Annotated in this window: 21 protein-coding genes; 15 read left to right on the top strand and 6 right to left on the bottom strand. The window is 74.1% G+C overall.

The window, feature by feature from the left end; all coding sequences use genetic code 11:
• Window positions 1-6 precede the first annotated feature (6 nt).
• Window positions 7-1,011 (bottom strand): PDR/VanB family oxidoreductase, encoded by a 1,005-nt coding sequence (locus CK505_RS01115; RefSeq protein WP_095649906.1) that lies wholly within the window; start codon window positions 1,009-1,011, stop codon window positions 7-9.
• A gap of 9 nt (window positions 1,012-1,020) precedes the next feature.
• Window positions 1,021-2,136 (bottom strand): aromatic ring-hydroxylating dioxygenase subunit alpha, encoded by a 1,116-nt coding sequence (locus CK505_RS01120; protein ID WP_017834002.1) that lies wholly within the window; start codon window positions 2,134-2,136, stop codon window positions 1,021-1,023.
• 174 nt (window positions 2,137-2,310) lie between these two features.
• Between CK505_RS01120 and CK505_RS01125 the strand changes: the two genes are divergently transcribed.
• From CK505_RS01125 to CK505_RS01150, 6 genes are all read left to right on the top strand, one after another.
• On the top strand, window positions 2,311-2,925 hold the full coding sequence (locus tag CK505_RS01125) for a PadR family transcriptional regulator (protein WP_017834003.1): 615 nt from the start codon (window positions 2,311-2,313) through the stop codon (window positions 2,923-2,925).
• Window positions 2,926-3,102: 177 nt separating this feature from the next.
• The gene (locus CK505_RS01130) at window positions 3,103-4,062 is read left to right on the top strand and encodes a hypothetical protein (RefSeq protein WP_095649907.1); all 960 of its coding nucleotides are present in this window, start codon (window positions 3,103-3,105) and stop codon (window positions 4,060-4,062) included.
• A gap of 83 nt (window positions 4,063-4,145) precedes the next feature.
• A complete protein-coding gene (locus CK505_RS01135) occupies window positions 4,146-5,198 on the top strand; it encodes a zinc-dependent alcohol dehydrogenase family protein (protein WP_095649908.1) in 1,053 nt (350 codons plus the stop codon).
• Between the two features lie 32 nt (window positions 5,199-5,230).
• Window positions 5,231-5,734, top strand: a complete 504-nt coding sequence (locus tag CK505_RS01140) for a hypothetical protein (RefSeq protein ID WP_141246757.1) — start codon at window positions 5,231-5,233, stop codon at window positions 5,732-5,734.
• A gap of 115 nt (window positions 5,735-5,849) precedes the next feature.
• Window positions 5,850-6,038 (top strand): CsbD family protein, encoded by a 189-nt coding sequence (locus CK505_RS01145; RefSeq protein ID WP_035925348.1) that lies wholly within the window; start codon window positions 5,850-5,852, stop codon window positions 6,036-6,038.
• 294 nt (window positions 6,039-6,332) lie between these two features.
• Complete coding sequence (locus CK505_RS01150) at window positions 6,333-8,000, top strand: nuclease-related domain-containing DEAD/DEAH box helicase (RefSeq protein ID WP_095649910.1); 1,668 nt, start codon at window positions 6,333-6,335, stop codon at window positions 7,998-8,000.
• 22 nt (window positions 8,001-8,022) lie between these two features.
• Here the strand turns inward: CK505_RS01150 and CK505_RS01155 are convergent, their stop codons facing one another.
• Entirely contained in the window at window positions 8,023-9,057 is a 1,035-nt protein-coding gene (locus CK505_RS01155; protein WP_095649911.1) for a DUF368 domain-containing protein, read from the bottom strand.
• Window positions 9,058-9,196: 139 nt separating this feature from the next.
• On the opposite strand from CK505_RS01155, the gene CK505_RS01160 reads away from it, so the two are divergent.
• From CK505_RS01160 to CK505_RS01195, 8 genes are all read left to right on the top strand, one after another.
• Window positions 9,197-10,639, top strand: coding sequence for a sodium/glutamate symporter (locus CK505_RS01160; RefSeq protein ID WP_095649912.1), 1,443 nt, complete (start codon window positions 9,197-9,199; stop codon window positions 10,637-10,639).
• A 6-nt stretch (window positions 10,640-10,645) separates the two neighbouring features.
• Window positions 10,646-11,404, top strand: coding sequence for a dienelactone hydrolase family protein (locus tag CK505_RS01165; protein WP_095649913.1), 759 nt, complete (start codon window positions 10,646-10,648; stop codon window positions 11,402-11,404).
• A gap of 271 nt (window positions 11,405-11,675) precedes the next feature.
• A complete protein-coding gene (locus tag CK505_RS01170; protein ID WP_035925329.1) occupies window positions 11,676-11,897 on the top strand; it encodes a hypothetical protein in 222 nt (73 codons plus the stop codon).
• 103 nt (window positions 11,898-12,000) lie between these two features.
• The gene (locus CK505_RS01175; protein ID WP_095649914.1) at window positions 12,001-12,873 is read left to right on the top strand and encodes an N-acetylglucosamine kinase; all 873 of its coding nucleotides are present in this window, start codon (window positions 12,001-12,003) and stop codon (window positions 12,871-12,873) included.
• A 34-nt stretch (window positions 12,874-12,907) separates the two neighbouring features.
• Window positions 12,908-13,822, top strand: a complete 915-nt coding sequence (locus tag CK505_RS01180; protein ID WP_095649915.1) for a DMT family transporter — start codon at window positions 12,908-12,910, stop codon at window positions 13,820-13,822.
• Window positions 13,823-13,867: 45 nt separating this feature from the next.
• Complete coding sequence (locus CK505_RS01185; RefSeq protein ID WP_017834015.1) at window positions 13,868-14,074, top strand: hypothetical protein; 207 nt, start codon at window positions 13,868-13,870, stop codon at window positions 14,072-14,074.
• Window positions 14,075-14,129: 55 nt separating this feature from the next.
• Window positions 14,130-15,284: an FAD-binding oxidoreductase gene (locus CK505_RS01190; protein WP_095649916.1), complete on the top strand. Its 1,155-nt coding sequence runs from the start codon at window positions 14,130-14,132 to the stop codon at window positions 15,282-15,284.
• Window positions 15,285-15,421: 137 nt separating this feature from the next.
• Window positions 15,422-16,207, top strand: coding sequence for a VOC family protein (locus CK505_RS01195; RefSeq protein ID WP_095649917.1), 786 nt, complete (start codon window positions 15,422-15,424; stop codon window positions 16,205-16,207).
• 18 nt (window positions 16,208-16,225) lie between these two features.
• On the opposite strand, the gene CK505_RS01200 is transcribed toward CK505_RS01195, so the two are convergent.
• On the bottom strand, window positions 16,226-17,059 hold the full coding sequence (locus CK505_RS01200) for a hypothetical protein (protein ID WP_095649918.1): 834 nt from the start codon (window positions 17,057-17,059) through the stop codon (window positions 16,226-16,228).
• Window positions 17,056-17,850 carry a hypothetical protein gene (locus CK505_RS01205; RefSeq protein WP_017834019.1) on the bottom strand — a complete coding sequence of 265 codons (795 nt, stop codon included), beginning with the start codon at window positions 17,848-17,850 and terminating at the stop codon, window positions 17,056-17,058. Before CK505_RS01205 ends, CK505_RS01200 begins: the two co-directional genes overlap by 4 nt.
• A gap of 65 nt (window positions 17,851-17,915) precedes the next feature.
• Here CK505_RS01205 and CK505_RS01210 point away from each other — a divergent pair, with 65 nt between their 5' ends.
• Complete coding sequence (locus CK505_RS01210) at window positions 17,916-18,125, top strand: hypothetical protein (RefSeq protein ID WP_017834020.1); 210 nt, start codon at window positions 17,916-17,918, stop codon at window positions 18,123-18,125.
• Window positions 18,126-18,209: 84 nt separating this feature from the next.
• Here the strand turns inward: CK505_RS01210 and CK505_RS18995 are convergent, their stop codons facing one another.
• On the bottom strand, window positions 18,210-20,735 hold the full coding sequence (locus tag CK505_RS18995) for a glycoside hydrolase family 3 C-terminal domain-containing protein (protein WP_095649919.1): 2,526 nt from the start codon (window positions 20,733-20,735) through the stop codon (window positions 18,210-18,212).
• Between the last annotated feature and the right edge of the window lie 9 nt (window positions 20,736-20,744).

Below are 20,744 nucleotides of genomic sequence, written 5' to 3' on the forward strand. Positions count from 1 at the left end.
AGCCTCTCAGGGGACGTCGATGGTGAGGACGGCGGCCGGGCGCTCGCCGGGATCGGCCGCCGGTGCGGCGGAGACCACCCGCGAGACGCAGCAGCACATGGACGTGCCGGTCTGCTTCTGCCGGTCCGAGTAGAACACGTCGCGGTGGTCGATCCGCCCGGCCAGGCCGAGGACCTTGACCTGGCAGAGCCCGCACTCGCCCTTGCGGCAGTCGGACATCATGTCGAGTCCCTCCCGCTCGAGGGCCTCGAGCAGGGACTCGTCGGGGCCGACGACGGTCTCGGCGCCCAGCCGGGGGACGCGGACCACGAACGGCTCGGCCTCGAACCAGCCGCTGTTGCCGAAGGTCTCGTAGCGCAGGCCGGTCGGGTCCAGCCCGCGCTCGACCCAGGCGCGGCGCACCGCGTCCATGAGCCGGATGGGGCCGCACATGTAGAGCTCGGCGCCCGCAGGCACGCCGGCCACGAGGGCCGGGACGTCGAGCGAGCCGCCCTCGTCGTCGATGTGCGCCTCGAGCCGGTCCCCGTGCAGGGCGGCCAGGTCGTCGAGGTAGGCCATGGCGGGCCGGGAGCGGGCAACGTAGACGAGGCGGTAGTCCGCGCCGAGCCGGCGCAGCAGCGCCGCCATCCCGGCGATCGCGGTGATGCCGATGCCGCCGGCCAGCAGGACGTAGGACGGGGCCCCCACGCGCAGCGGGAAGTTCTGCAGCGGCTGGGTGATCTCGAGGACCTGCCCGGGCTCGAGACCGTGCATGAAGATCGAGCCGCCGCGGGAGGTGGGGGTGCGGAAGACGCTGACGGCGAGCTGCGCGCCGTCAGCGTCGGCGTCGACCACGGAGTAGGAGCGCACCTGCTGCTCGCCGTGGACGAGGACGCGGACGTCCACGTGCTCGCCCGGCCGCACCGGGCAGGGCCGGTCGGGACGCAGGACGACGCGCCGGATGCCGGCGGCGACGTCCTCGACGGCGACGACGGCGGCGCGCTGCCAGACCTCGTGCTGGGAATCGGCCACGACCCCTCCTCAGGCCCCGGCGGGAGCGGCCGGGGCGGCGGCGGGGCGGCCCTCGGCCTCGAGCGCGCGCTCGAGGAGCCGGCGCACCCACATCCCGCCCATGTCGATGTTGAGGTTGTAGAACTCGTGCTCGGGGTTGGCGTCGATGGCCGCCTGCTGGGCCTGCAGCATGGCCTCGTCCTCCCCGAACACCCCGTGCACGCCGTTGCGCAGCTGGGTGGTGATGAGCTGGCTCTCCAGGCGGTAGTTGCGCATGAAGGCCCAGAAGTAGTGGCAGGAGCGGTCCGTCTCCGGGGTGATCGTGTTCATCACGTAGCCGTTGACCCCGCGGGAGCGGTCCCCCTCGGGCGCCCCGGTGCCGGCCTCGGCGACGCCGACGTCGATGCAGATGGTGGAGGGGAAGGTGTAGTGGATGATCTGCCAGCGGTCCACCTTGCCCTCAAAGCCCGGGAACCGGTCCCGCATGTTCTTGAGCCAGAAGGGCGGGGGGTCGATGTTGCGCATCCAGCGGGTCACGGTCACGGAGCGCTCGTCGTGGGTGGTCTCGAACTCCGACTCGGACAGCTCCTCCTGGCCGATGCTGGAGGAGTGCACGAACTCCTCGTGCGTGAGGTCCATGAGGTTGTCGAGGACCAGCTGGTAGTTGCAGGGGGCGTGGATGGTCTCGCCGTCGCCGGCCCACTCGGGGCTGTCCATCTGGTGCATGTCGGGCAACAGGGCGGGGTCCGCCCGCGTGGGGTCGCCCAGCCACACCCACACGTAGCGGTGGCGCTCGAGCACCGGGTAGGACGGCACGGTGGCGGAGGGGTTCAGCGTCTCCTGGGCGGGCATCGAGGTGCACCGCCCCGCGGCGTTGTAGCGCAGCCCGTGGTACGGGCACTGGATCTCGTCGCGGCCCACGAGCCGGCCCTGGGAGAGCGGGGCGAGCCGGTGCCAGCAGGCGTCCGCCAGGGCCACGGGACGGCCGTCCTCGGTGCGGTACAGGGCCAGCGGGCGGCCCGCCACGGTGCGGGAGAGGATGCCCTTGGCGGTGATCTCGTGGTCCCACCCGGCCACGTACCAGGCGTCGAGCGGGTGGGACAGGAGCTTGGCGGTGGAGGTGGTCCTCGTGGCGGCGACGGTCATGGTGCGGTCCTCTGCTGGGCGGTCCGGGGCGAGCACGATCCACTCACTATCTCGATAGATAGTCGTGGCGCAGGACACACAATATCTATGTCCATAGTGAGTGACAAGGGTCACGGGGCCGGCTCCCGGCTAGGCTCAGCAGGACGACCCCTGCTGCGACGGAAGGAACCGCCCGTGAGCCTCCGCTCGGCCCTGCTGGCACTGCTCTCCTCGGGGCCGCTGACCGGCTACGACGTGGTCAAGCAGTTCAGCTCCTCCGTGGGCCACGTGTGGCACGCCCCCGACTCGCAGATCTACCCGGAGCTGCGCAAGATGCACGCGGAGGGGCTGCTCACGAGCCGGCCCGTCCCCTGGGGATCGCGCGGGGCCACCAAGACGGAGTACTCGATCACGCCCGAGGGCGAGCGCGCCCTGCGGCAGTGGCAGGACCAGCCGCTCGGCTACGTCCGGGAGCGGGACCCCGCCCACCTGCGGGCCGCCTACTTCGAGTGGGCCTCCCCCGGCGCCGCGGCCGCGCAGCTGCACGCCCACATCGAGCACTACCGGGACCAGCGCGCGCAGGCCCTCCAGCAGATCAGGGCGCTCCAGGACCGCACGAGCCCCACGCTGGCGCGCCGGCTGGCGGCCAACCCCGAGGAGCAGTGGGAGCGGATCACCCGGTTCAAGGTCTTCGCCTACGAGGGGCAGGTGGCCCGCGCCGACCAGGAGATCGCCTGGGCCGAGCGCGGCCTGCGGCTGCTCGAGGAGCTGGGCGAGCTGGGCGGGTCCGGGGAGCCCGGCACCGCCTGAGGTCCGGCGGGCCGCCGGGTCCCGGGCCGCCCCGGTCGCGGGGTCCCGGACCGCCCGGGTCGCCGCGTGACGCACCCGCGCCGCGGCCGGCACCGTTCCGGGTCCTGTTCCCGTCCGGCGCACCGGCCGGTGCGTAGGCTGGGCGGACCCCCCTGCCCCTCGGCCCCAGGACAGACCATGACCCGCTCGCCGCTGCCCCGCCCCCTCGTCCCGGCCCTGTGCGCCGCGCTCCTCCTGACCGGCTGCGCCCAGGGCGCTGGCAGCGGCTCGGCGGCGACACCGGCGGCGGACGCGTCGCCGTCGTCGGCCGCCCCCTCCCCGACCCCCGTGCCCGAGGAGCCCGCGGAGCTGATCGGCGGGGGCACCGAGGTGTTCCCCGACCGGCGGATGGTGGCCCTCTACGGCCGCCCCGGGACCCCGGCTCTGGGCGTGCTCGGGGAGCAGGGCCCCGAGGAGTCGGCCGTCCGGGCGAAGGAGCTCGCCGCCCAGTACGAGCCCTTCAGCGACGTGCCGGTGGTCCCCGCGTTCGAGATCATCGCGACCACGGCCTCCGCGGGCCCCGGCGAGGACGGGGACTACTCCGAGGAGCTCCCGGTCGAGGAGCTGCGCCCGTACGTGGAGGCCGCGGCGGAGCACGACGTCTACGTGGTGCTGGACCTCCAGCCCGGCCGGCAGGACTTCCTGAGCCAGGCGCAGCAGTACCAGGAGCTGCTCGAGCTCCCCAACGTGGGCCTGGCCCTGGACCCGGAGTGGCGGCTGGGGCCGGACCAGGTGCACATGGTGCAGATCGGCTCGGTGGACGCCGCGGAGATCAACGCGACCACGGCGTGGCTCGCCGGCCTGACCCGGGACAACGACCTGCCGCAGAAGGTGGTGGTCCTGCACCAGTTCGCGGAGTCGATGATCACGAACCGCCACCTCGTGGACGCCTCCCGCCCGGAGCTCGCGCTGGTCCTACACGCCGACGGCCACGGCACCCCGGAGCTGAAGACGGGCACGTGGGAGCGGCTGCAGCAGGGCCTGCCGGAGGGGATCCGGATGGCGTGGAAGAACTTCTACGACGAGGACACGCCCACCTTCACGCCGGAGGAGACGTCCGCGATCGAGCCGCAGCCATGGTTCGTCTCCTACCAGTGAGCCCTGCCGGCCCGGGATCCTCGCGCCTACGATGAGGACGGGCGGCCCGGCAGCCCGCCGGACCGGCGACCGAGGAGGACCCCATGAAGGCACTCGTCTACCACGGACCGGGCCGCAAGGCCTGGGAGGAGGTCCCGGACCCGACCCTCCAAGACCCCACCGACGTCATCGCGAAGGTCGACACGACCACCATCTGCGGCACCGACCTGCACATCCTCAAGGGCGACGTCCCCGCCGTCGTCGACGGCCGGGTCCTCGGCCACGAGGCGGTCGGCACGATCACCGAGGTCGGGGACGCCGTGACCGGGCTGGAGCCCGGCGACCGGATCATCATCCCCGCGGTCACCAACTGCGGGAAGTGCTCCTACTGCAGGAACAACCAGCCCTCCCACTGCCAGACCCTGGGCGGCGTGGGATGGGTGTTCGGGCACCTCATCGACGGCACGCAGGCCGAGTACGTGCGCGTGCCGTTCGCGGAGACCTCCGTGCACAAGGTCCCGGAGGGTCTCGACGACGAGGACGTCCTGTTCCTGACCGACGCCCTGCCCACGGGCTTCGAGATCGGCATCCTCAACGGCAACACGAAGCCCGGCGACACGGTCGCGATCGTGGGCGCGGGGCCGGTGGGCCTGGGCGCGGTCATGACGGCGAACCTCTGCGGCGCCGGGCGCGTCATCACCGTGGACCTCGACGAGAACCGGATGGACAAGGCCCTCGAGCTCGGGGCCACGGACAAGGTCAACGCCGGGGACCCGGACGCCGTCGAGCGGATCAGGGCGCTGTCCCCGGACGGCCTCGGCGTGGACGTGGCCATCGAGGCCGTGGGCGTGCCCCAGACCTTCCGGACCTGCCTGGACGTGGTCCGGCCCTACGGCACGGTGGCCAACGCCGGCGTGCACGGCAAGCCGGTGGAGCTGCCCCTGGACCGGATGTGGATCTCCAACGTCCGCATCAACATGGGGCTCGTGGACTGCCGCACCGTGGGCAGCCTGCTCAACATGGTCCGGTCCGGCCGGCTGGACGCGAAGGCGATGGCCACCCACCGCTTCACCATGTCCCAGATGGAGGAGGCCTACGAGCTGTTCGGCAACGCCGCGCAGCACCGCGCGGTGAAGGTGGTCATCACGGCGGACTGAGCCGCCGGCCCGGCGCTTGCTAGCGTGTGCCCGTGCGGACCGACAGACTCCAGAGCCCCCGGCAGCGCAGGACCATCGACCGGCTGGCCCGGTGGCTCGTCCGCGCCCACGGGACCGAGCCCGGATGGGACGCGCTCGTGCTGGACGTCCTGAGCGTGGGCCGGGACCTGCGCCTGCAGGTGCGAGAGGTCCGCGGCGACCGCACGACCTGCCGCCCCGTGGACGCCGAGGGCCTGCGCAGCACCCCGCGCCGGCTGGCCCGGGCCCTCCAGGAGGACTACGCCGACCTCGTGGACGGGTCGTGGCTGTCCGCCACGCTGATCGTCACCGTGGCCGGGCGGCGCTGGCAGCGCCCCGGCGTGGAGCTCGTGCTCAACTACGACGACGACCCCGCCCTCCCGGCGCACGCCCCGCACCCGGTCGCCGCGGAGGACTGGCGCCGGCACCTCGGGCGCTACCGGAGGATGGACCGCAGGATCCCGGCCTGGCTGCGGGAGCGCCTGGCCGCGGCCGGCCTCGACGTCCCGGAGCGCTGAGCGGGCGCTGTTCGCCCTGGGGGGAATGACCCCTTCCGGGGCGCCCCGCCTGTTCCCTCAGCATGCTGAGGGGTCTACGCTGGTAGCACCTGTTCACCGACCGGAGGGAGAGCCCATGGGACTCGGAGACAAGATCAGCAACGCCGCGGAGAAGGCGAGCGGCACCGCTAAGGAAAAGGTCGGCGACGCCACCGACAACCGCGACCTCCAGGCCGAGGGCCAGGCGGACAAGCTGTCCGGCAGCGCCAAGCAGGCCGGCGAGAACGTCAAGGACGCGGGCAAGAACTTCAAGGACGGAATGTAGCAGCACGGTTCAGCCGTCGAACCACCCGGAGGGCCCCGGTGTCGCAGTCGACACCGGGGCCCTTCGCCGTGCTCCGCCTCCCCCGCCGCCGCGAGGGGTCGCGTTCCGTCTCCCCCCGCCGCGAGGGGTCGCGTTCCGCCTCCTGCCACCGCGAGGGGTCGCGTCCTGTCGGATTGCGCCGCTCGTACCGGCAGAACACGACCCGCCGGCATGAGGGGGTCGCGGATCGCGCCTCGTCACGCGACGGCGCACCGCCTCCCGGTTGCGATGGCACATCCTGGGTAGCCTGGGGCCATGCCGCAGACCTTCCCGGAGTCCCCGGAGTTCCCGCCCGGCTTCGAAGCGGAGCAGTGCGTCTGGGAGGCGTTGCGGGCGCAGCTCCCCGAGGACGCGGTGCTGATCTCGGGGCAGCGCATCACCGGGGACGAGGTCGAGGCGGAACTGGATCTCCTGGTGCTGTGGCCGGGTGTGGGCAACGCGGTGATCGAGGTGAAGGGCGGGGACATCTCGGTCCGGAACGGGCAGTGGCACCAGTCCGGCCGGGGTGGGGCGCACCGGCTGAAGCGGTCGCCGCTGGAGCAGGCCCGGTCCGGGATGCACGCCCTCCTGGACTACCTGGCGCCGCGGCTGTCCCGCGGGGGCGGGCGGACCACGTTCTTCGCGGCCCTGCCCTACACGCGCCTGCCCGGGGACTGGGACGTCCCCGACGCCCCGCGGGACCGGCTGTTCGACCGCACCGACCTGGACGGCATCGCCGGACGGCTGAACCAGGTGCTGCGCCGCAGCACGCAGGCCTACCGCCCACCGGATGCGATCACCGTGGAGCTGATCGTCAAGAACCTGCGCCGCACCCACCTGTCCCTGTGCAACGTGCAGGACCTCGCCCGGGAGCTCGAGGACTCCGGCAACCAGCTCACCCGGGAGCAGGAGCGCACCCTGTCCCTGCTGCGGTGGCAGCACCGCGCGCAGATCACCGGAGGCGCCGGTTCCGGCAAGACCCACCTGGCCATGCTCAAGGCCCGCCGTTTGACCCGCGACGGGCACCGCACGGCGCTCGTGTGCTACTCCCGGGGGCTCGCGCGGTACTTCGAGCTGATGTCCCGGGCGTGGCCGGAGGAGGAGCGCCCGGCGTACATCGGCCTGTTCCACCGGCTGCCCGTCGAATGGGGTGCGGAGCCCGGCGAGGACGACGACCCCGACTACTGGGAGCACCGGCTCCCCCAGCGGCTGCGGGAGCTGGCCGCCGCCCGTCCGGACGGGGACCGGTTCGACGCGATCGTCGTGGACGAGGGACAGGACTTCGGGGAGCTGTGGTGGGAGGCGCTGGTCCAGTGCCTCGAGGACCCGGACCGGGGCGTGCTGTTCGTGTTCACCGACGAGCACCAGCGCATCTTCGACCGGGACGGGCACGCCCCCATCGACCTCAACCCGTTCCCGCTGGACGACAACCTGCGCAACACCGCCACCATTGCCCGGGCCTTCGCCCCACTCGCCCGGGAGCCGCAGCGGTGCCGGAACGGGGAGGGCCCGGCGGTGCGGTTCGTCGACGTCGAGCCGGGGGCCGTCCTGGAGCTTGCCGACGACGCCGTGGTCGCCCTCCAGGACGAGGGGTGGGACCCGGGCCGCATCGCGCTGCTGACCACCGGCAGGCGCCACCCGGTGCAGCGGGAGATCGTGGACACGGAGGGCTTCGGAGCCTACTGGGACGGGCACTTCGCGGAGGAGGACGTCTTCTACGGGCACGTCCTGGGCTTCAAGGGCCTCGAGCGCTCGGCCGTGGTCCTGGCGGTCAACGGCTTCCAGGACATGGTCCGGGCCCAGCACATGGTCTACGTGGGCATGTCCCGCGCGAGGTCCCTGCTCGTCGTCGTCGGCCCCCGGGAGGTCGTGGAGGAGGCTGCCGGCCCGCATTTGATGGCCGCGCTCGACGCGGGCAAGGCGTGGCGCCCGCCCGCGGGCTGAGCCGGGGGCGGCCCGCGGCCGTCTACCGGGTGCTGTCGGTGGCCTCGTCGGCGTCGTCGCCGGACTCGACGCCGGCGAGCTCCTCCTGGGAGCCGTGGCCGGTGCGCGCCCGGGTGCGGGCGTCGACGGCCAGCAGGGCGAGGACGACGACGCAGCCGGCCGCCGCCGCGAGCAGCTGCACCCACCAGTCCCCCTCGGGGGAGAGCAGCGTGCGGTCCTCGAGCTGCCAGGGCCACAGCGTGCGCAGGGCGCCGAGCATGAGCCCGGTGAGCGCCAGCATGGTGACGCGGTGGTGGTGGTCGAGGAGCCACTGCAGGCCCTTGACGATGACCACCATGCCCAGGGCCGCCCCGAGGAAGAACAGGGACAGGTAGCCGAGGTCGAGCTCGTCGACGGCCCGCAGCGTCGGCTGGTAGAGCCCGATGGTCAGGAGCAGGAAGGAGCCGGAGAGCCCGGGGAGCAGCAGCGCGGACACCGCGACCATGGCCGCGAGCACGATGAGCAGCGGCGCGGGGGCCACCGTGGTGGGCGGCACGGACACGAGCACGAACGCGAGCACGGCCGCGAGCGCCACGACGGCCGCGTCCCGGGCCCGCAGGGCCCCGCCCGCCAGACGGAGGGGCACCCCGATGGAGGCCAGGACCATGCCGAAGAACAGCGCCCGCATGGTGACGGGGTACTCCTCGACGAGGTGGCTCATGGGCCCGGCCACGGTGAGCAGGGCCGCGACCATGCCGATCACCACGGGCACCACGATCCGCCAGTGCACCCGGGCCAGGTGGTGCCGCACCCCGGCGGCCCGGTCGGGCCCGAGCAGCGCCCGCCTGCCGGCGGAGACCACGTGCCCGGCGGAGTTGATGAGCTCGTCGTAGATGCCGACCACGAGGGCCACGGTGCCGCCGCTGACCCCGGGGACGGTCTCGACCACGCCGATGAGCGCGCCGCGTACCACGTTGCCCGGGATGCTGCGGCGGACCTCCCCGCCGGGGGTGGTCGTGGCGGTGGTCGTGGTGGCCGGCGGTGTCGAGGGACGGTCCGGGGGCGACGAGGGCGTCACAGGTGCTCCTGGGCAGGGGAAGAGGGGACGCCTGCCAGGGTACCGGGGCGGGCGCCCGCCCCGGCGGCCCCGGGTGTGCCGCCGGACACGCGTGCGTAGACTGGCCCGACCGCACGAGCCTTCGACCCAGGAGCCCGCCATGAGCCCCAACCACGTCGGTTTCGCCCTGATCCTGCTGGCAGCGCTGTTCCTCGTGGGGAAGTGGTTGCGGGTCCGGGTGCGGTGGATCCAGAAGATCTTCCTGCCCAGCTCCATCATCGCGGGCTTCCTCGCCCTGCTCGCCGGCCCCCAGGTCCTGGGCCGGGTCGGAGAGGCCGCCGGGGTCGGCTGGCTCGCGGACGGGGGCGTGTTCACCCCGGAGATCCTCGAGGTCTGGGCCACCCTGCCCAGCCTGCTCATCAGCGTGGTCTTCGCGACGCTCTTCCTCGGGGCGTCCATTCCCGGTCCGCGGCGCGTCGCCCGGCTCGCCGGCCCGCAGCTGTCGGTGGGTCTCGCCTTCGGCTCCGGCCAGTACGTCGTGGGCCTGCTGCTGGTGATCGCGGTCCTCGGTCCCCTGTTCGGGATCTCCCCCATGGCCGGGGCCCTCATCGAGATCGGCTTCGAGGGCGGCCACGGCACCGCGGCCGGGATGCGCCCCGTGATGGAGGAGCTCGGCTTCGAGGAGGGCGCGGACCTGGCCCTGGGCATGGCCACGATCGGCCTGGTGGGCGGCATCGTCATCGGGATCGCCGTCATCAACTGGGGTGTGCGCACCGGGCGCACCAAGGTGCTCAAGGGCAACGTGGAGCAGTCCGTCGAGGAGCAGAAGGGCCTCTACCGCCGGGACGAGAACATCCCCGCGGCCATGATGACCTCCCGGCCGGCCTCGATCGAGCCGCTGACCCTGCACGTGGCCGTGGTGGGCATCGCGATCCTCATCGGCTACCTCATCCTCACGGCCCTGCAGTGGGTCGAGCAGGCCCTGTGGGCGGACACCGTGGAGCTGCTCGCGTTCGTGCCCCTGTTCCCGCTCGCCATGCTGGGCGGCGTGGTGGTGCAGCTGGTCATGGACTGGCGGGGCATCGGCCACCTGCTGGACCACCAGATGATGCTGCGCATCCAGGGGCTCGCCCTCGACTTCCTGATCCTCGCCGCGATCGCGACCCTGTCCCTCACCGCGATCGCCGCGAACTGGGAGGTCTTCCTGGTCCTGTCCGTCGCCGGCGTCGTCTTCTGCACCGGCTTCCTGCTCCTCTTCGTGCCCAAGGTCATCCCCGACTACTGGCTCGAGCGCGGCATCGCGGACTTCGGTCAGTCCATGGGTGTCACCGCCACCGGCCTCATCCTGATGCGCATCGCCGACCCGCACGACGAGAGCCCGGCGATGGAGGCCTTCGGCTACAAGCAGCTGTTCTTCGAGCCGTTCTTCGGCGGCGGGCTGATCACCGCCGCCTCGGTGCCGCTGATCTACCAGTTCGGCCCGTGGCCGCTGCTCGTCGTCATGTCGGTGCTGTTCGTGGTGGCGCTGGTCGGCGGCATGTCCTACCGCAAGCGGCTCGTGGCGGCCGGCACCGCCGACGCCGTGCACGCCCGGCAGGCCTGACGGGCCATGAGCGACGTCCTCGTGGCCACCGGTCACGGGCAGATGCCCGTCCACGTGGCGGTGCCCGACGGCCCGGGGCCCTGGCCCGGGGTGGTGCTCGTGCACGACTTCACCGGGATGAGCCAGGACCTGCGCCACCAGGCGGACTGGCTGGCGGGCGAGGGGTTCCTCGCCGTGGCCCCGGACCTCTTCTACTGGGGCGGCCGGCTCCGCTGCCTGCGCACGATCATGAAGGACATCGGCGCCCGCCGGGGACGCACGTTCGACGACGTCGAGGCGGCGCGGTCCTGGCTCGCCGCGCGCCCCGACTGCACGGGCCGGATCGGGGTCGTCGGCTTCTGCATGGGCGGCGGCTACGCGCTCGCCCTCGCCGTGGAGCACGGGTTCTCGGCCGCGAGCACGAACTACGGCGGGTGCCCCGAGGGCGCCGAGCAGTGGCTCCCGGACGCCTGCCCCATCGTGGGCAGCTACGGCGGGGCGGACACCACTCCCCTGGGCGCCGACGCCGGCCGCCGCCTGGAGGGCATCCTCACCGAGACCGAGGTGGCGCACGACATCAGGATCTACCCCGGGGTGGGTCACGGCTTCATGAACGACCACGACCCCGAGGACCTCTCGCCGATGCTGCGGGTGCTCGGCCGGTTCAGCCGCACGGCCTACGACGACCCGGCCACCCAGGACGCCCGGCGCCGGATCGTCGCGTTCTTCGACCGGCATCTGCGGGAGCCGGCCGATCCGGACGGAGCGCAGGGCTCCGAGGGCTGAGCACCCGGCACGAGGGCGCGCACGACACGGATGACGGTGTGCGACGACGATTTCGTGACGTGTTGTTGTTCACGCGCCCGGCCGGGACGGCCGTCACAGAACGCCGCCCTCGGCACCCTCCGGGCAACCGTTGCAGGTTGCCGACCGGACGGGGGTGTGACGAAGCTCAAGACCTGCGGGCCGTTTGTCAAATCGGGGTCGCTGCGCAGGTCACCGCGGACAGTGCACCATGGAAGCACACACGAACGAAGACTTGATGGGAGGTGGCGGAATGACCGCTGCTGAGAAGTGGATGACCGACCTGAGCCAGATCCAGCCCGGCGACCGGCTCGAGATCTGGGACGAGTTCTACGAGAGCTGCGTCGGCACCGTGGGGCAGGTCTCGCACCCCCTGGGCGTCCTGTGGGTCCTCGAGGCCGGCACCGGCGTCCGCCGGCTGTTCTCCTTCGAGGACTGCCGCCTGCGCCCCGCGCCCCTGGCCCTCGCGGCCTGACCGGACACGGTCCACGACGCCCGATCGGGCCGGTTCGCACCGGCGCCCGGTCGGGCGTCGTCGTGCCCTGGGCCGGCCCGGCCGCGCACGGCAGGATGGACCCATGAGCATCCTCATCGGCCTGGACATCGGCGGCACCACGACCCACGGCCTGCGGGCCGAGGACGGCCGCCCGGTGCAGGAGGTCGTCGGCGGCAGCGCCAACGTGCAGAACGTCAGTCCCGCCCAGGCCTCCCGCGCCCTGGCCGGCGTCCTCGGTGAGCTGGGCGCCTCCGCCGCGGACGTGGTCGTGGCAGGGGCGGGCGGCGTCGACACGCCCGCGGACGCCGAGGCGCTGCGCGCGCTCATCGCCCCGCACACGGGGGCGGCGCGGATCGTCGTCGTGCACGACACCCGGCTGGTCCTGGCCGCCGGCGGGTGCAGCACCGGCATCGCGGTCATCGCCGGCACCGGCTCCGCCGCCTGGGGCGCCGCCCCGGACGGCCGGGAGGCGCGCGCCGGCGGCTGGGGGCACCTGCTGGGCGACGAGGGCAGCGGCTACTGGCTGGGCCGGGAGCTCGTGCGCCGCGCCCTCGCCCGGCTCGACGACGGGCTGCGGCCCGACGCCCTGGACCGGGCGGTGCTGGCGCAATGCGGGATTCCCGAGCCCGGTCAGCTCATCGAGCGCTTCCACAGCGGCGTGGACCGCGGGTTCTGGGCCGGGCTCTCCCGGGTCGCCTTCGAGGCCGCGGCGCACGACGACGACGCCCTGCAGCTGGTGGAGCGCGCGGCCGGGGCGCTGGCCGACCTCGCCGCCACCGTGTCCCGGCGGCTGGAGCTGACCGGCCCGGTGGTGGTGGGCGGTGGCCTGGCACGGCACCAGCCGCTGCTGCGGGACCGGCTGCAGCAGGCCGCCGCGGCCCGCGGTCTCGGGGAGCTGCGGGTGCTCGAGCGCGATCCCGTGCACGGCGCCCTGCGTCTCGGCGAGCGCCGGTGACGGCAGAGCCGCCGGGGAGCCCTACCCTGAACGGGTGACCACCCTCGCTCCCGCCCGCGGCCCCCGGCTGCGCCCGACCCTCTACGTGCTGGCCGCCGTCGTCTCCGTCCAGTTCGGCGGGGCCCTCGCCGCCGTCCTGGTGCCCCTGATCGGGGCGTCCGCCACGGTGACCATGCGGCTGCTCATCAGCGCCGCGATCATGCTGGCCGTCATCCGGCCGCGGCTGCGCGGCCGGAGCCGGGAGGCGTGGCGGTCCGGTCTGTTCTTCGGGGCGGCCCTGGCCGGCATGAACTTCGCGTTCTACCAGTCCCTGGCCACCCTCCCGCTGGGCGTGGCCGTGACCATCGAGTTCCTGGGCCCGCTCGCCCTGTCCGCCGTGCTCTCCCGCCGCGGCCGGGACGTCCTCGCCGTGGCGGCGGCCCTGGGCGGGATCGTGCTCATCTCCCAGGCCCTCACCGTGCCGTGGCCGGAGCTCGACCTCGCCGGCATCGCCTGGGCGGCGCTGGCCGGGGCGGGCTGGGCCGCCTACATCCTGGGCAGCCGGTCCGCGGGCCGGCACTTCGACCAGCTGGACGGTCTCGCCGTGGCCCTGGTCGTGGCGGCGGTCCTGGTCACCCCGGTGGGGGTCCTCACGGCGCACGTCCCCGCCCTGACGTGGGGCGTGCTGGGCGCGGGGGTGGGGATCGCGATGCTCTCCTCCGTGGTCCCCTACTCCCTTGAGCTGCTCGCGCTGCGGGCCATCCCGCCCAAGGTCTTCGGGATCCTGCTGAGCCTGGAGCCCGCGGTCGCGGCCCTCGCCGGGCTGCTGGTGCTCGGGCAGGCGCTCACGGGCCCGCAGCTCGTGGGCATGGGCCTGGTGGTGGCCGCGAGCGCCGTGGTCATGGTCGGCGGGAGCTCCCCCGAGCTCGCCGCGGACGCCGCGGCGGACCCGGCGGCCCGCGAGAACTGATCAGCCCCCTGTTCAATGTCGGACGGCCGTGATGGGATGGAGACCATGGAAGCCAACGAGATCATGGACCGCATCCGCTCCGCCCGGGACCACGCCCTGGAGCAGGAGCGCGAGGAGCGCAGCAACATCGAGAACGCCGACACCGCGGACAAGCAGGGCGCGGCGAGCGTGCGCCTGGCCACCCGGCAGGCCGTGCGGGAGGCCTTCGACGACATCCTCGGCGAGAGCACCGACCCCGGGCAGGACGGCTGAGCGCCCGGACGGCCGCGCGCCCGACCGGTGTGACGAGCGTCCCCGGAGTCCTCCGGTGACCCGCACGGCCGTGGTCGGCGCGGGCATCGTGGGCCTGGCCGCCGCCCACGCCCTGCGGGCGCGCGGCGCCGACGTGACCCTGTACGAGTCCGGGCCGCCCGGCAGCGGGCAGTCCGCCGGGCAGGGCCGGATCTTCCGGCACGCCCACGAGGACCCCCGGCTGGTGGCGCTGGTCGCCCGCAGCCGGGCCCTGTGGCGGGAGTGGGAGGAGGAGTTCGGCGTCGAGCTGGTCTCCCCCGACGGCGCCGTGGCGATCGGGGACGGAGTCGAGGACAAGCTCCGCGCCCTGGAGCCGTTCGAGGACGTCCCCGTGCGGCGTCTGCCGCCCGAGGAGCTGCACGAGCGGCTGCCGCTGCTGGCCGACTGGACCGGCCCGGCGATGCTCGACGTCCGCGGCGGTGCCATCCGCACCCTCGCCGCCGTCGCGGCGCTGTCGCGCCGGCTCGAGGGGTCGATGCTGCGCGAGCACGTGCTCGCGGTCCGGCGCACGGGCACGGGAGCGGTGGAGGTGCGCACCGGAACCACCTGCGAGACCTACGACCACGTGGTGCTGTGCGCCGGCCGGGGCACCGCCCCGCTGGCCCGCGGCGCCGGGCTCGACCTGCCCGTGGAGGTGGGCGCCCACGTCCGCCTCACGTTCGCCCTGGCCCCGGACGGACCGGCCCATCACGGACCGGCCCTTCACGGTTCGGTCCCGGACGGAGCGCCCTCTGGTGTCGCTCGAGGCCTGCCGACCTTCCAGGACGGCAGCGGGGCCTTCGGCGAGACCGGCGTGTACGCCGCGCCTTATCCGGACGGCCGCCACTTCTCGGTGGGCCTCAGCGCCGACACGCCCGCCCACCCGGACGGCGGCCTCGCCGATCCCGCGGCGCTCGCCGCCCTGGCCGACCGGACCGTCTCCTACGTGCGGCGCGCCCTGCCCGGCCTGGACCCGCGCCCGGTGGACCACGTGCACTGCTGGGTCACCCGGCTGCCCTGGGGCGACGACGGCGTGGGGATCTGGTCCGAGGACGGGCTCACCGCCCTCGCCGGGCACAACCTGTTCAAGCAGGCCCCCGCGCTCGGCGAGGCGCTCGCCGGGACCGTGCTGACCGGCACGGTCCCCGGCCACCTCCACCACGGGGAGCAGCTGGGCCGCTCGGCCGGCTGAGCGGACCCGGTAGCGCGTCCGAGCGGGCGCCTAGCCTGGAACGTGTCAGAGGTCACACCGCATCGTGTCCGGGTCATGGACGCCGTGGTGGGCCCCCGGCGGCACCGCTGCACCCGCTTCCCGGAAGGACCTTCGCCATGACCACGCACACCGAACCCTGGCCGGCCGGCACGCCCTGCTGGGTGGACCTGATGGCTTCTGACCTGGGCCGCACCCAGGCCTTCTACCGCGACGTGCTCGGCTGGACCTATTCCGAGTCCCAGCCCGAGTACGGCGGCTACTGCAACGCGCTGCTCGGCGGTCGGGCCGTCGCCGGGCTCTCCCCCACCATGGAGGGCATGGCGGACGCCCCGCACGTCTGGTCGGTCTACCTGGCCACCGAGGACATCTCCGCCCATGCCGCCCGGGCGGTCGAGGCCGGGGCCACCCCGGTGTTCGAGCCCATGGAGGTCGGGGCCTTCGGCTCCATGGGGATGTGGGTCGACCGCACCGGGGCGGCCTTCGGCATGTGGCAGGCCCACGAGCACACCGGCTTCGAGGCGTACGGGGAGCCCGGCGCGGTGGTCTGGTGCGATCTCATGACCGGCGATCCCGCCGCCGCCCGGGGCTTCTACGCCGCGGTCTTCGGCTACGCGTACCAGGACATCGGCGACGACCGGATGCCCTACGCCCTGTTCACCGTTCCCGGCGGGCAGATGCCCGCCGGCGGCATCGGCGGTCTGGACCCCGCGGCCGGTGACGCCCGGCCCGGCTGGTCGGTCGCGTTCCAGGTCGAGGACGTCGACGCCGCCGTGCGCCGCGTGCGCGAGGCCGGGGGGTCGGTCGTCCAGGAGCCCTCCGACTTCGAGTACGGGCGGATGGCGGCCGTCGCGGGACCCGACCGGGAGGCCTTCGTGCTGATGACCCCGAAGGAGGAGATGTAGCTCCCCTGCCGGGGCGCCTCAGCCCTGGTCGAGGCGTCCCAGCGCCGCGGCAACCGGGCGGGCGCCGGCCAGACCGGGCAGCGCGGCGAGGTCCTCGTCGACCGCCAGCAGGTCGGCACGGGCGGCCGGGTCCGCGAACAGCCGGCTGACCCACGCCCGGTGCGGACCGGGGTCGCCGTAGCGGGTGCCGGGCCACCGCCACCGGGCCGCCCCGGAGCGGGCGAGCCGGCGCGCGCTCGCGCTGCGGTCCAGCCGCGCTCCGGCCTCCTCGGCGAAGAACGCCAGGTGCCGCTCCTTCAGTCCCACGATCTCCCGGGCCGTCCCGGCCAGCCGGGGCTCGACTGCCCCCAGCCGCCGGTAGACCGCGGCGAGCACGGCGGTGTCGAGTCCTCCGGTGACCATCTGGGCGCCGGTGGTCTCGGCGCCCAGCAGGTTGCTGGAGACCGCGCCGAGCGCGGGCCGGGCCCGTTCGTCCCAGGTCCGCCGGGCCCGGCCGAGGGGCGTGTCGGCGGGCTCCCGGGCCGTGCGGCCGTCGGCGGCCAGGACCGCCCCCAGGGTCTCGGCGAGCCAGTGCTGCTCGTAGGCCCACGCGGTGAGGAAGGCCGTCACCCGGGCCTCGGCGTGGGTGGGGGTGACCAGCAGGTCCCGCAGCCGGTCCAGCAGGCCGCGCTCGACGCACCACAGGTGCGCCAGCACCTCCAGGGTCCCGGGGGCGAGGTCGTTCAGGGCCTGGAGGTCGAGGTCGGCCGGGCGCAGCGCGTGCGGGTCGCGCGCGTAGGCGCGCACGTCGAACCCGGGTGCGCGCACGTCGGACCGGGGGCCGCCCACCCCGGAGGTGCTGCTCGCGCTCACGCGGCCACGCCCCGGGCGTCCAGGGCGTCGGCCACCACCGTCAGTCCCTCCATGCCGGGCAGCTTCGCGATCTGGCGGTCGATGGCCTCGACCTCCCGGCGGCCCTCGGCCCCGGCGAAGAGGTGGCCCATGACGTGGGTGACCTCCTCCTCGGGCGAGACCCCGGAGCCGACCGGCTGCCAGGCGGTGCGCAGGGCCAGGCGGGCGAGCTTCTGCGCCTTCGGGCTGTCCTGCAGCCGGGCCCGGGCCTGGGTGGTGTAGAACGCGATGTGCTTGGTCTCCTGCGCGGCGATGCGCCGCAGCAGCGGGGCGAGCACGGGGTGGTCCTCGAGCGCGGCCAGGCGCCGGTAGGCGGCGGCCGCGGAGCGTTCGTTCACCGCGCCCCAGAGCATGTGCACGGCGACGAAGTCGGTGCCCACGATGTTGGACAGCAGCGACTGCTTCACCGGGTTGATGCGGTCGCGCCAGCCGAGCTTGACCCGCTTGGCCTTGAGCTCGTCGAAGGCCACGGTGATCCCGTGCAGGGACAGCACGTGGGCGAGGGCCTCCCCGTGCCAGAACTCCTCCCGGTTCCACATGGTCATGAAGGTGCTGACCTCGGGGTCCTTGCGGGAGGGGCTGACGAGCATGTCCCGCAGGTAGCAGACGGTGTGGAACTCGACGTCGCACATGTACCGCAGCGTGCGCAGCGTCTCCGGGGGCAGGGGGTCCTCGCGCAGGGCCTCGAGCCCCAGGTCCTCCCAGTGCAGACTGGTGGACTCCTCGGCGAACCGGTCGATGTCGAAGGCCATGACGCCTCTTTCTCCTCCTCGATGGGGTGCTCTCGTGAGGATGTTCGGCGCCGGGGCGGCATCGGATGGGTGGGTCCCTCCACGGCGTGGACCTCGAGGTCCGGGTCGGGGAGGCGCCCTGGATGGAGCGGATCTCCCCCTTCCACTGGTACATCGGCGCCGAACCGCTGGCCACCGGCGTCGACTGGTCCGGTCTGGGGCTGCTGGCCGCGCCGGCGGTCCTGGCGGCGGCAGGGGGCGCCGCTGCCTTCGAGCGGCGCGACCTCATGGTCTGATCCACGGGCCTGTCCCGGCGCGTCACCGGGCGTCCGGACGGGCACGACGTCCCTGCGGCCCCGCGCGCAGGGACGTCCCCACCGTCAGGCCAGGGGAACCCGTGCCCGGACGTCCCCCAGCCCGCGGGCGAGCACGAGCTCCCCGCCCCCGGCCAGGGGTGCCCAGGTGCCGGCGGCGTCGTCCCAGCGGCGGAGCAGCCGGTCGTCGCAGCGCACCCTGACGGCGGCCGTGGCCCCGCTGGGGACGTCCACCCCCTGGTAGCCGATCAAGCGGATCGGCTGGTCGTCCTCGGCCGGGTCCAGGTAGACCTGCACGGTCTCCCGCGACGCCCGGGACGAGGTGTTCGTGAGCTCGACGTCCACCACCGGTCCGCCCTCGCCCGCCCGGGCCCGCACGGTCCCGTACTCCCAGGTGCCGTAGCCCAGGCCGTGCCCGAACCAGAACAGCGGGGCGGGGGCGTGCCCGGCGTGGTAGCCGCGGTGGCCGATGAACGTGCCGTCGTCGTAGCTCAGTGCCCGGTCGCCGTCCGGGACCACGTCCCACGCCGGGGCCGCCCCGTCCGCGGCGGGCCAGGAGGTGACCAGTCGCCCGGTGGGCTCGAGTGCGCCGGTCAGGGCGGCGGCCACGGCGTGTCCTCCCTCCTGACCCGGCAGCCCGGCCACCAGCACCGCGTCCACCTGGTCCAGCCAGGGCATGAGCACGGGGGTGGCGGCGTTGACGACGACCACGGTCCGCTCGGCGGCGGTGGCCACGCGTCGCACGAGCTCGTCCTGGCGCCCGGGCAGGACGAGGGTCGTCTTGTCGGCGGCCTCGGTCTCCTGCTCCTCGGTCAGGCCGACGACGACGACGGCGGTGCCGGCGGCGGCCGCCGCGGCCTCGGCGGCGGCGAGCAGGTCGTCGTCGGGGCGCGGGGCCGGGGCGGCCACCAGGGCCGTCTTGCCCGCCGTGGTCATCTGCAGCAGGTGGCTCTCCTCGGCCAGTCCCAGACCCGGATCGCCCAGGAGCACCTCCCGCCAGTCGACCGGGGCCGGCGCCACGGTGGCCGTGAGGGTGGCCGCAGCCGGCAGCTCCACGGTCTCGGCGAAGGCCGGTGGGCGCAGCATCGCCTCGCCCGGGTCCTGCCCCTCGAGGCGCAGCTCGGCCGACAGCTCCTGCCCCTCCGCCACCAGGTCCCAGCGCCCGGCGCCGACGGCGCCCAGCCGCACCGGTCCCGCGTCGTTGGCCAGGATGGTGGTGAGCACCGCGGTGGCCGGGACCTCGCCGAGGTCGTCGTGCCCGTCGAGCGAGATCGCCGGGGAGTCGGAGTGGTACCGGGTGAGCTCGGTGCCGTCGGCGCCGAGCAGCACCACCTGCATCCCCGGGGTTCCGGTGGCCGGATCCGTGAGGAAGGCGGGGTCCGCGGGGACCGGGCGGGTCCGCACGGCCGGTCCGTCGGCCACGCGCACGCGGTCCCCGAGCAGCGCGGCCAGCCCCTCGGCGATCGTGGACAGGTAGGGCGGGTTCACGACCGCCGAGCCCCCGCCCATGTCCACGGTGTCGATAGCGTGCCGTCCGATCAGCGCCACGTCCTGGCCGGCATCCCCCTCCACGGCCAGGGGCAGGACGCCGTCGTTCGCCACGACCGTCATGCCCCGGACGGCGATCCGGCGCAGCTGTTCCTTCCGCTGCGGGGAGTCCACCGCGGGCAGGTCCTGGGCCCACGGGCGGGACTGCCGCCCCGGCGGGGTGAGCCCGCCGACCCGCTCGGCCAGGTGCAGCAGCCGCAGCACGTGGTCGTCGATCGTCTCCTCGGCGACCTCACCGGCCCGGACCGCGGTCACGAGGCGCTCGCCCCAGGGCCCGCCGGGGCCGGGCATGACGAGGTCCAGGCCGCCGCTGGCGGAGGCCGCGGTGCGCTTGGTGGCGAACCAGTCGCTCATGATCAGCCCGTCCCAGACCCACTCGCCCTTGACGATCCCGTTCTGGACGTGGTCGTGCTCCGTGGCCGCCACCCCGTTGACATCGTTGTAGGCGGCCATCATCGACCAGGCGCCCGCGTCCTGGACCGCCATCTCGAAGGGCAGCAGGTACAGCTCGCGCAGTGCGGTCTCCGGGACCCGGGAGTCCATGAAGTTGCGCAGCGTCTCGGACTCGTTGGCCACCAGGTGCTTCAGGCAGGCGGCGGTCCCGCGCTCCTGCATGCCGCGCACGTAGGCGGCCGCCGTGCGCCCGGTGAGGTACGGGTCCTCGGAGTAGGCCTCGAACAGCCGCCCGCCCAGCGGGGTCCGGTGCAGGTTGATCGTGGGACCGAGGACCACGTGGATGTGCTGGCGCTGGGCCTCCTCGGCCAGCATCCGCCCCACCTCCTCGGCGATCCCGTCGTCGAAGGCCCCGGCGATCAGGGTCGCGCTGGGGAACAGGGCCACGGCGTCCCCACCGACGAAGGTCAGCCCTCGGACGCCGGTGGGACCGTCCGAGAAGGCCAGGGCCGCCAGGCCGATCCTCTCGTTGCCGGGCAGGGTGAAGGCGGTCTCGCCGGTGAGCAGGTGGACCTTCTCCGCCAGGGAGAGCCGGTCGACGAGCTCCGTGAGGCGGGCGGCCCGGCCGGAGGTCCGGGTGGCGTCGGTCATGGCGGTGTC

The sequence above is a fragment of the Kocuria sp. WN036 genome (assembly GCF_002287015.1).
Taxonomy (GTDB): domain Bacteria; phylum Actinomycetota; class Actinomycetes; order Actinomycetales; family Micrococcaceae; genus Kocuria; species Kocuria rosea.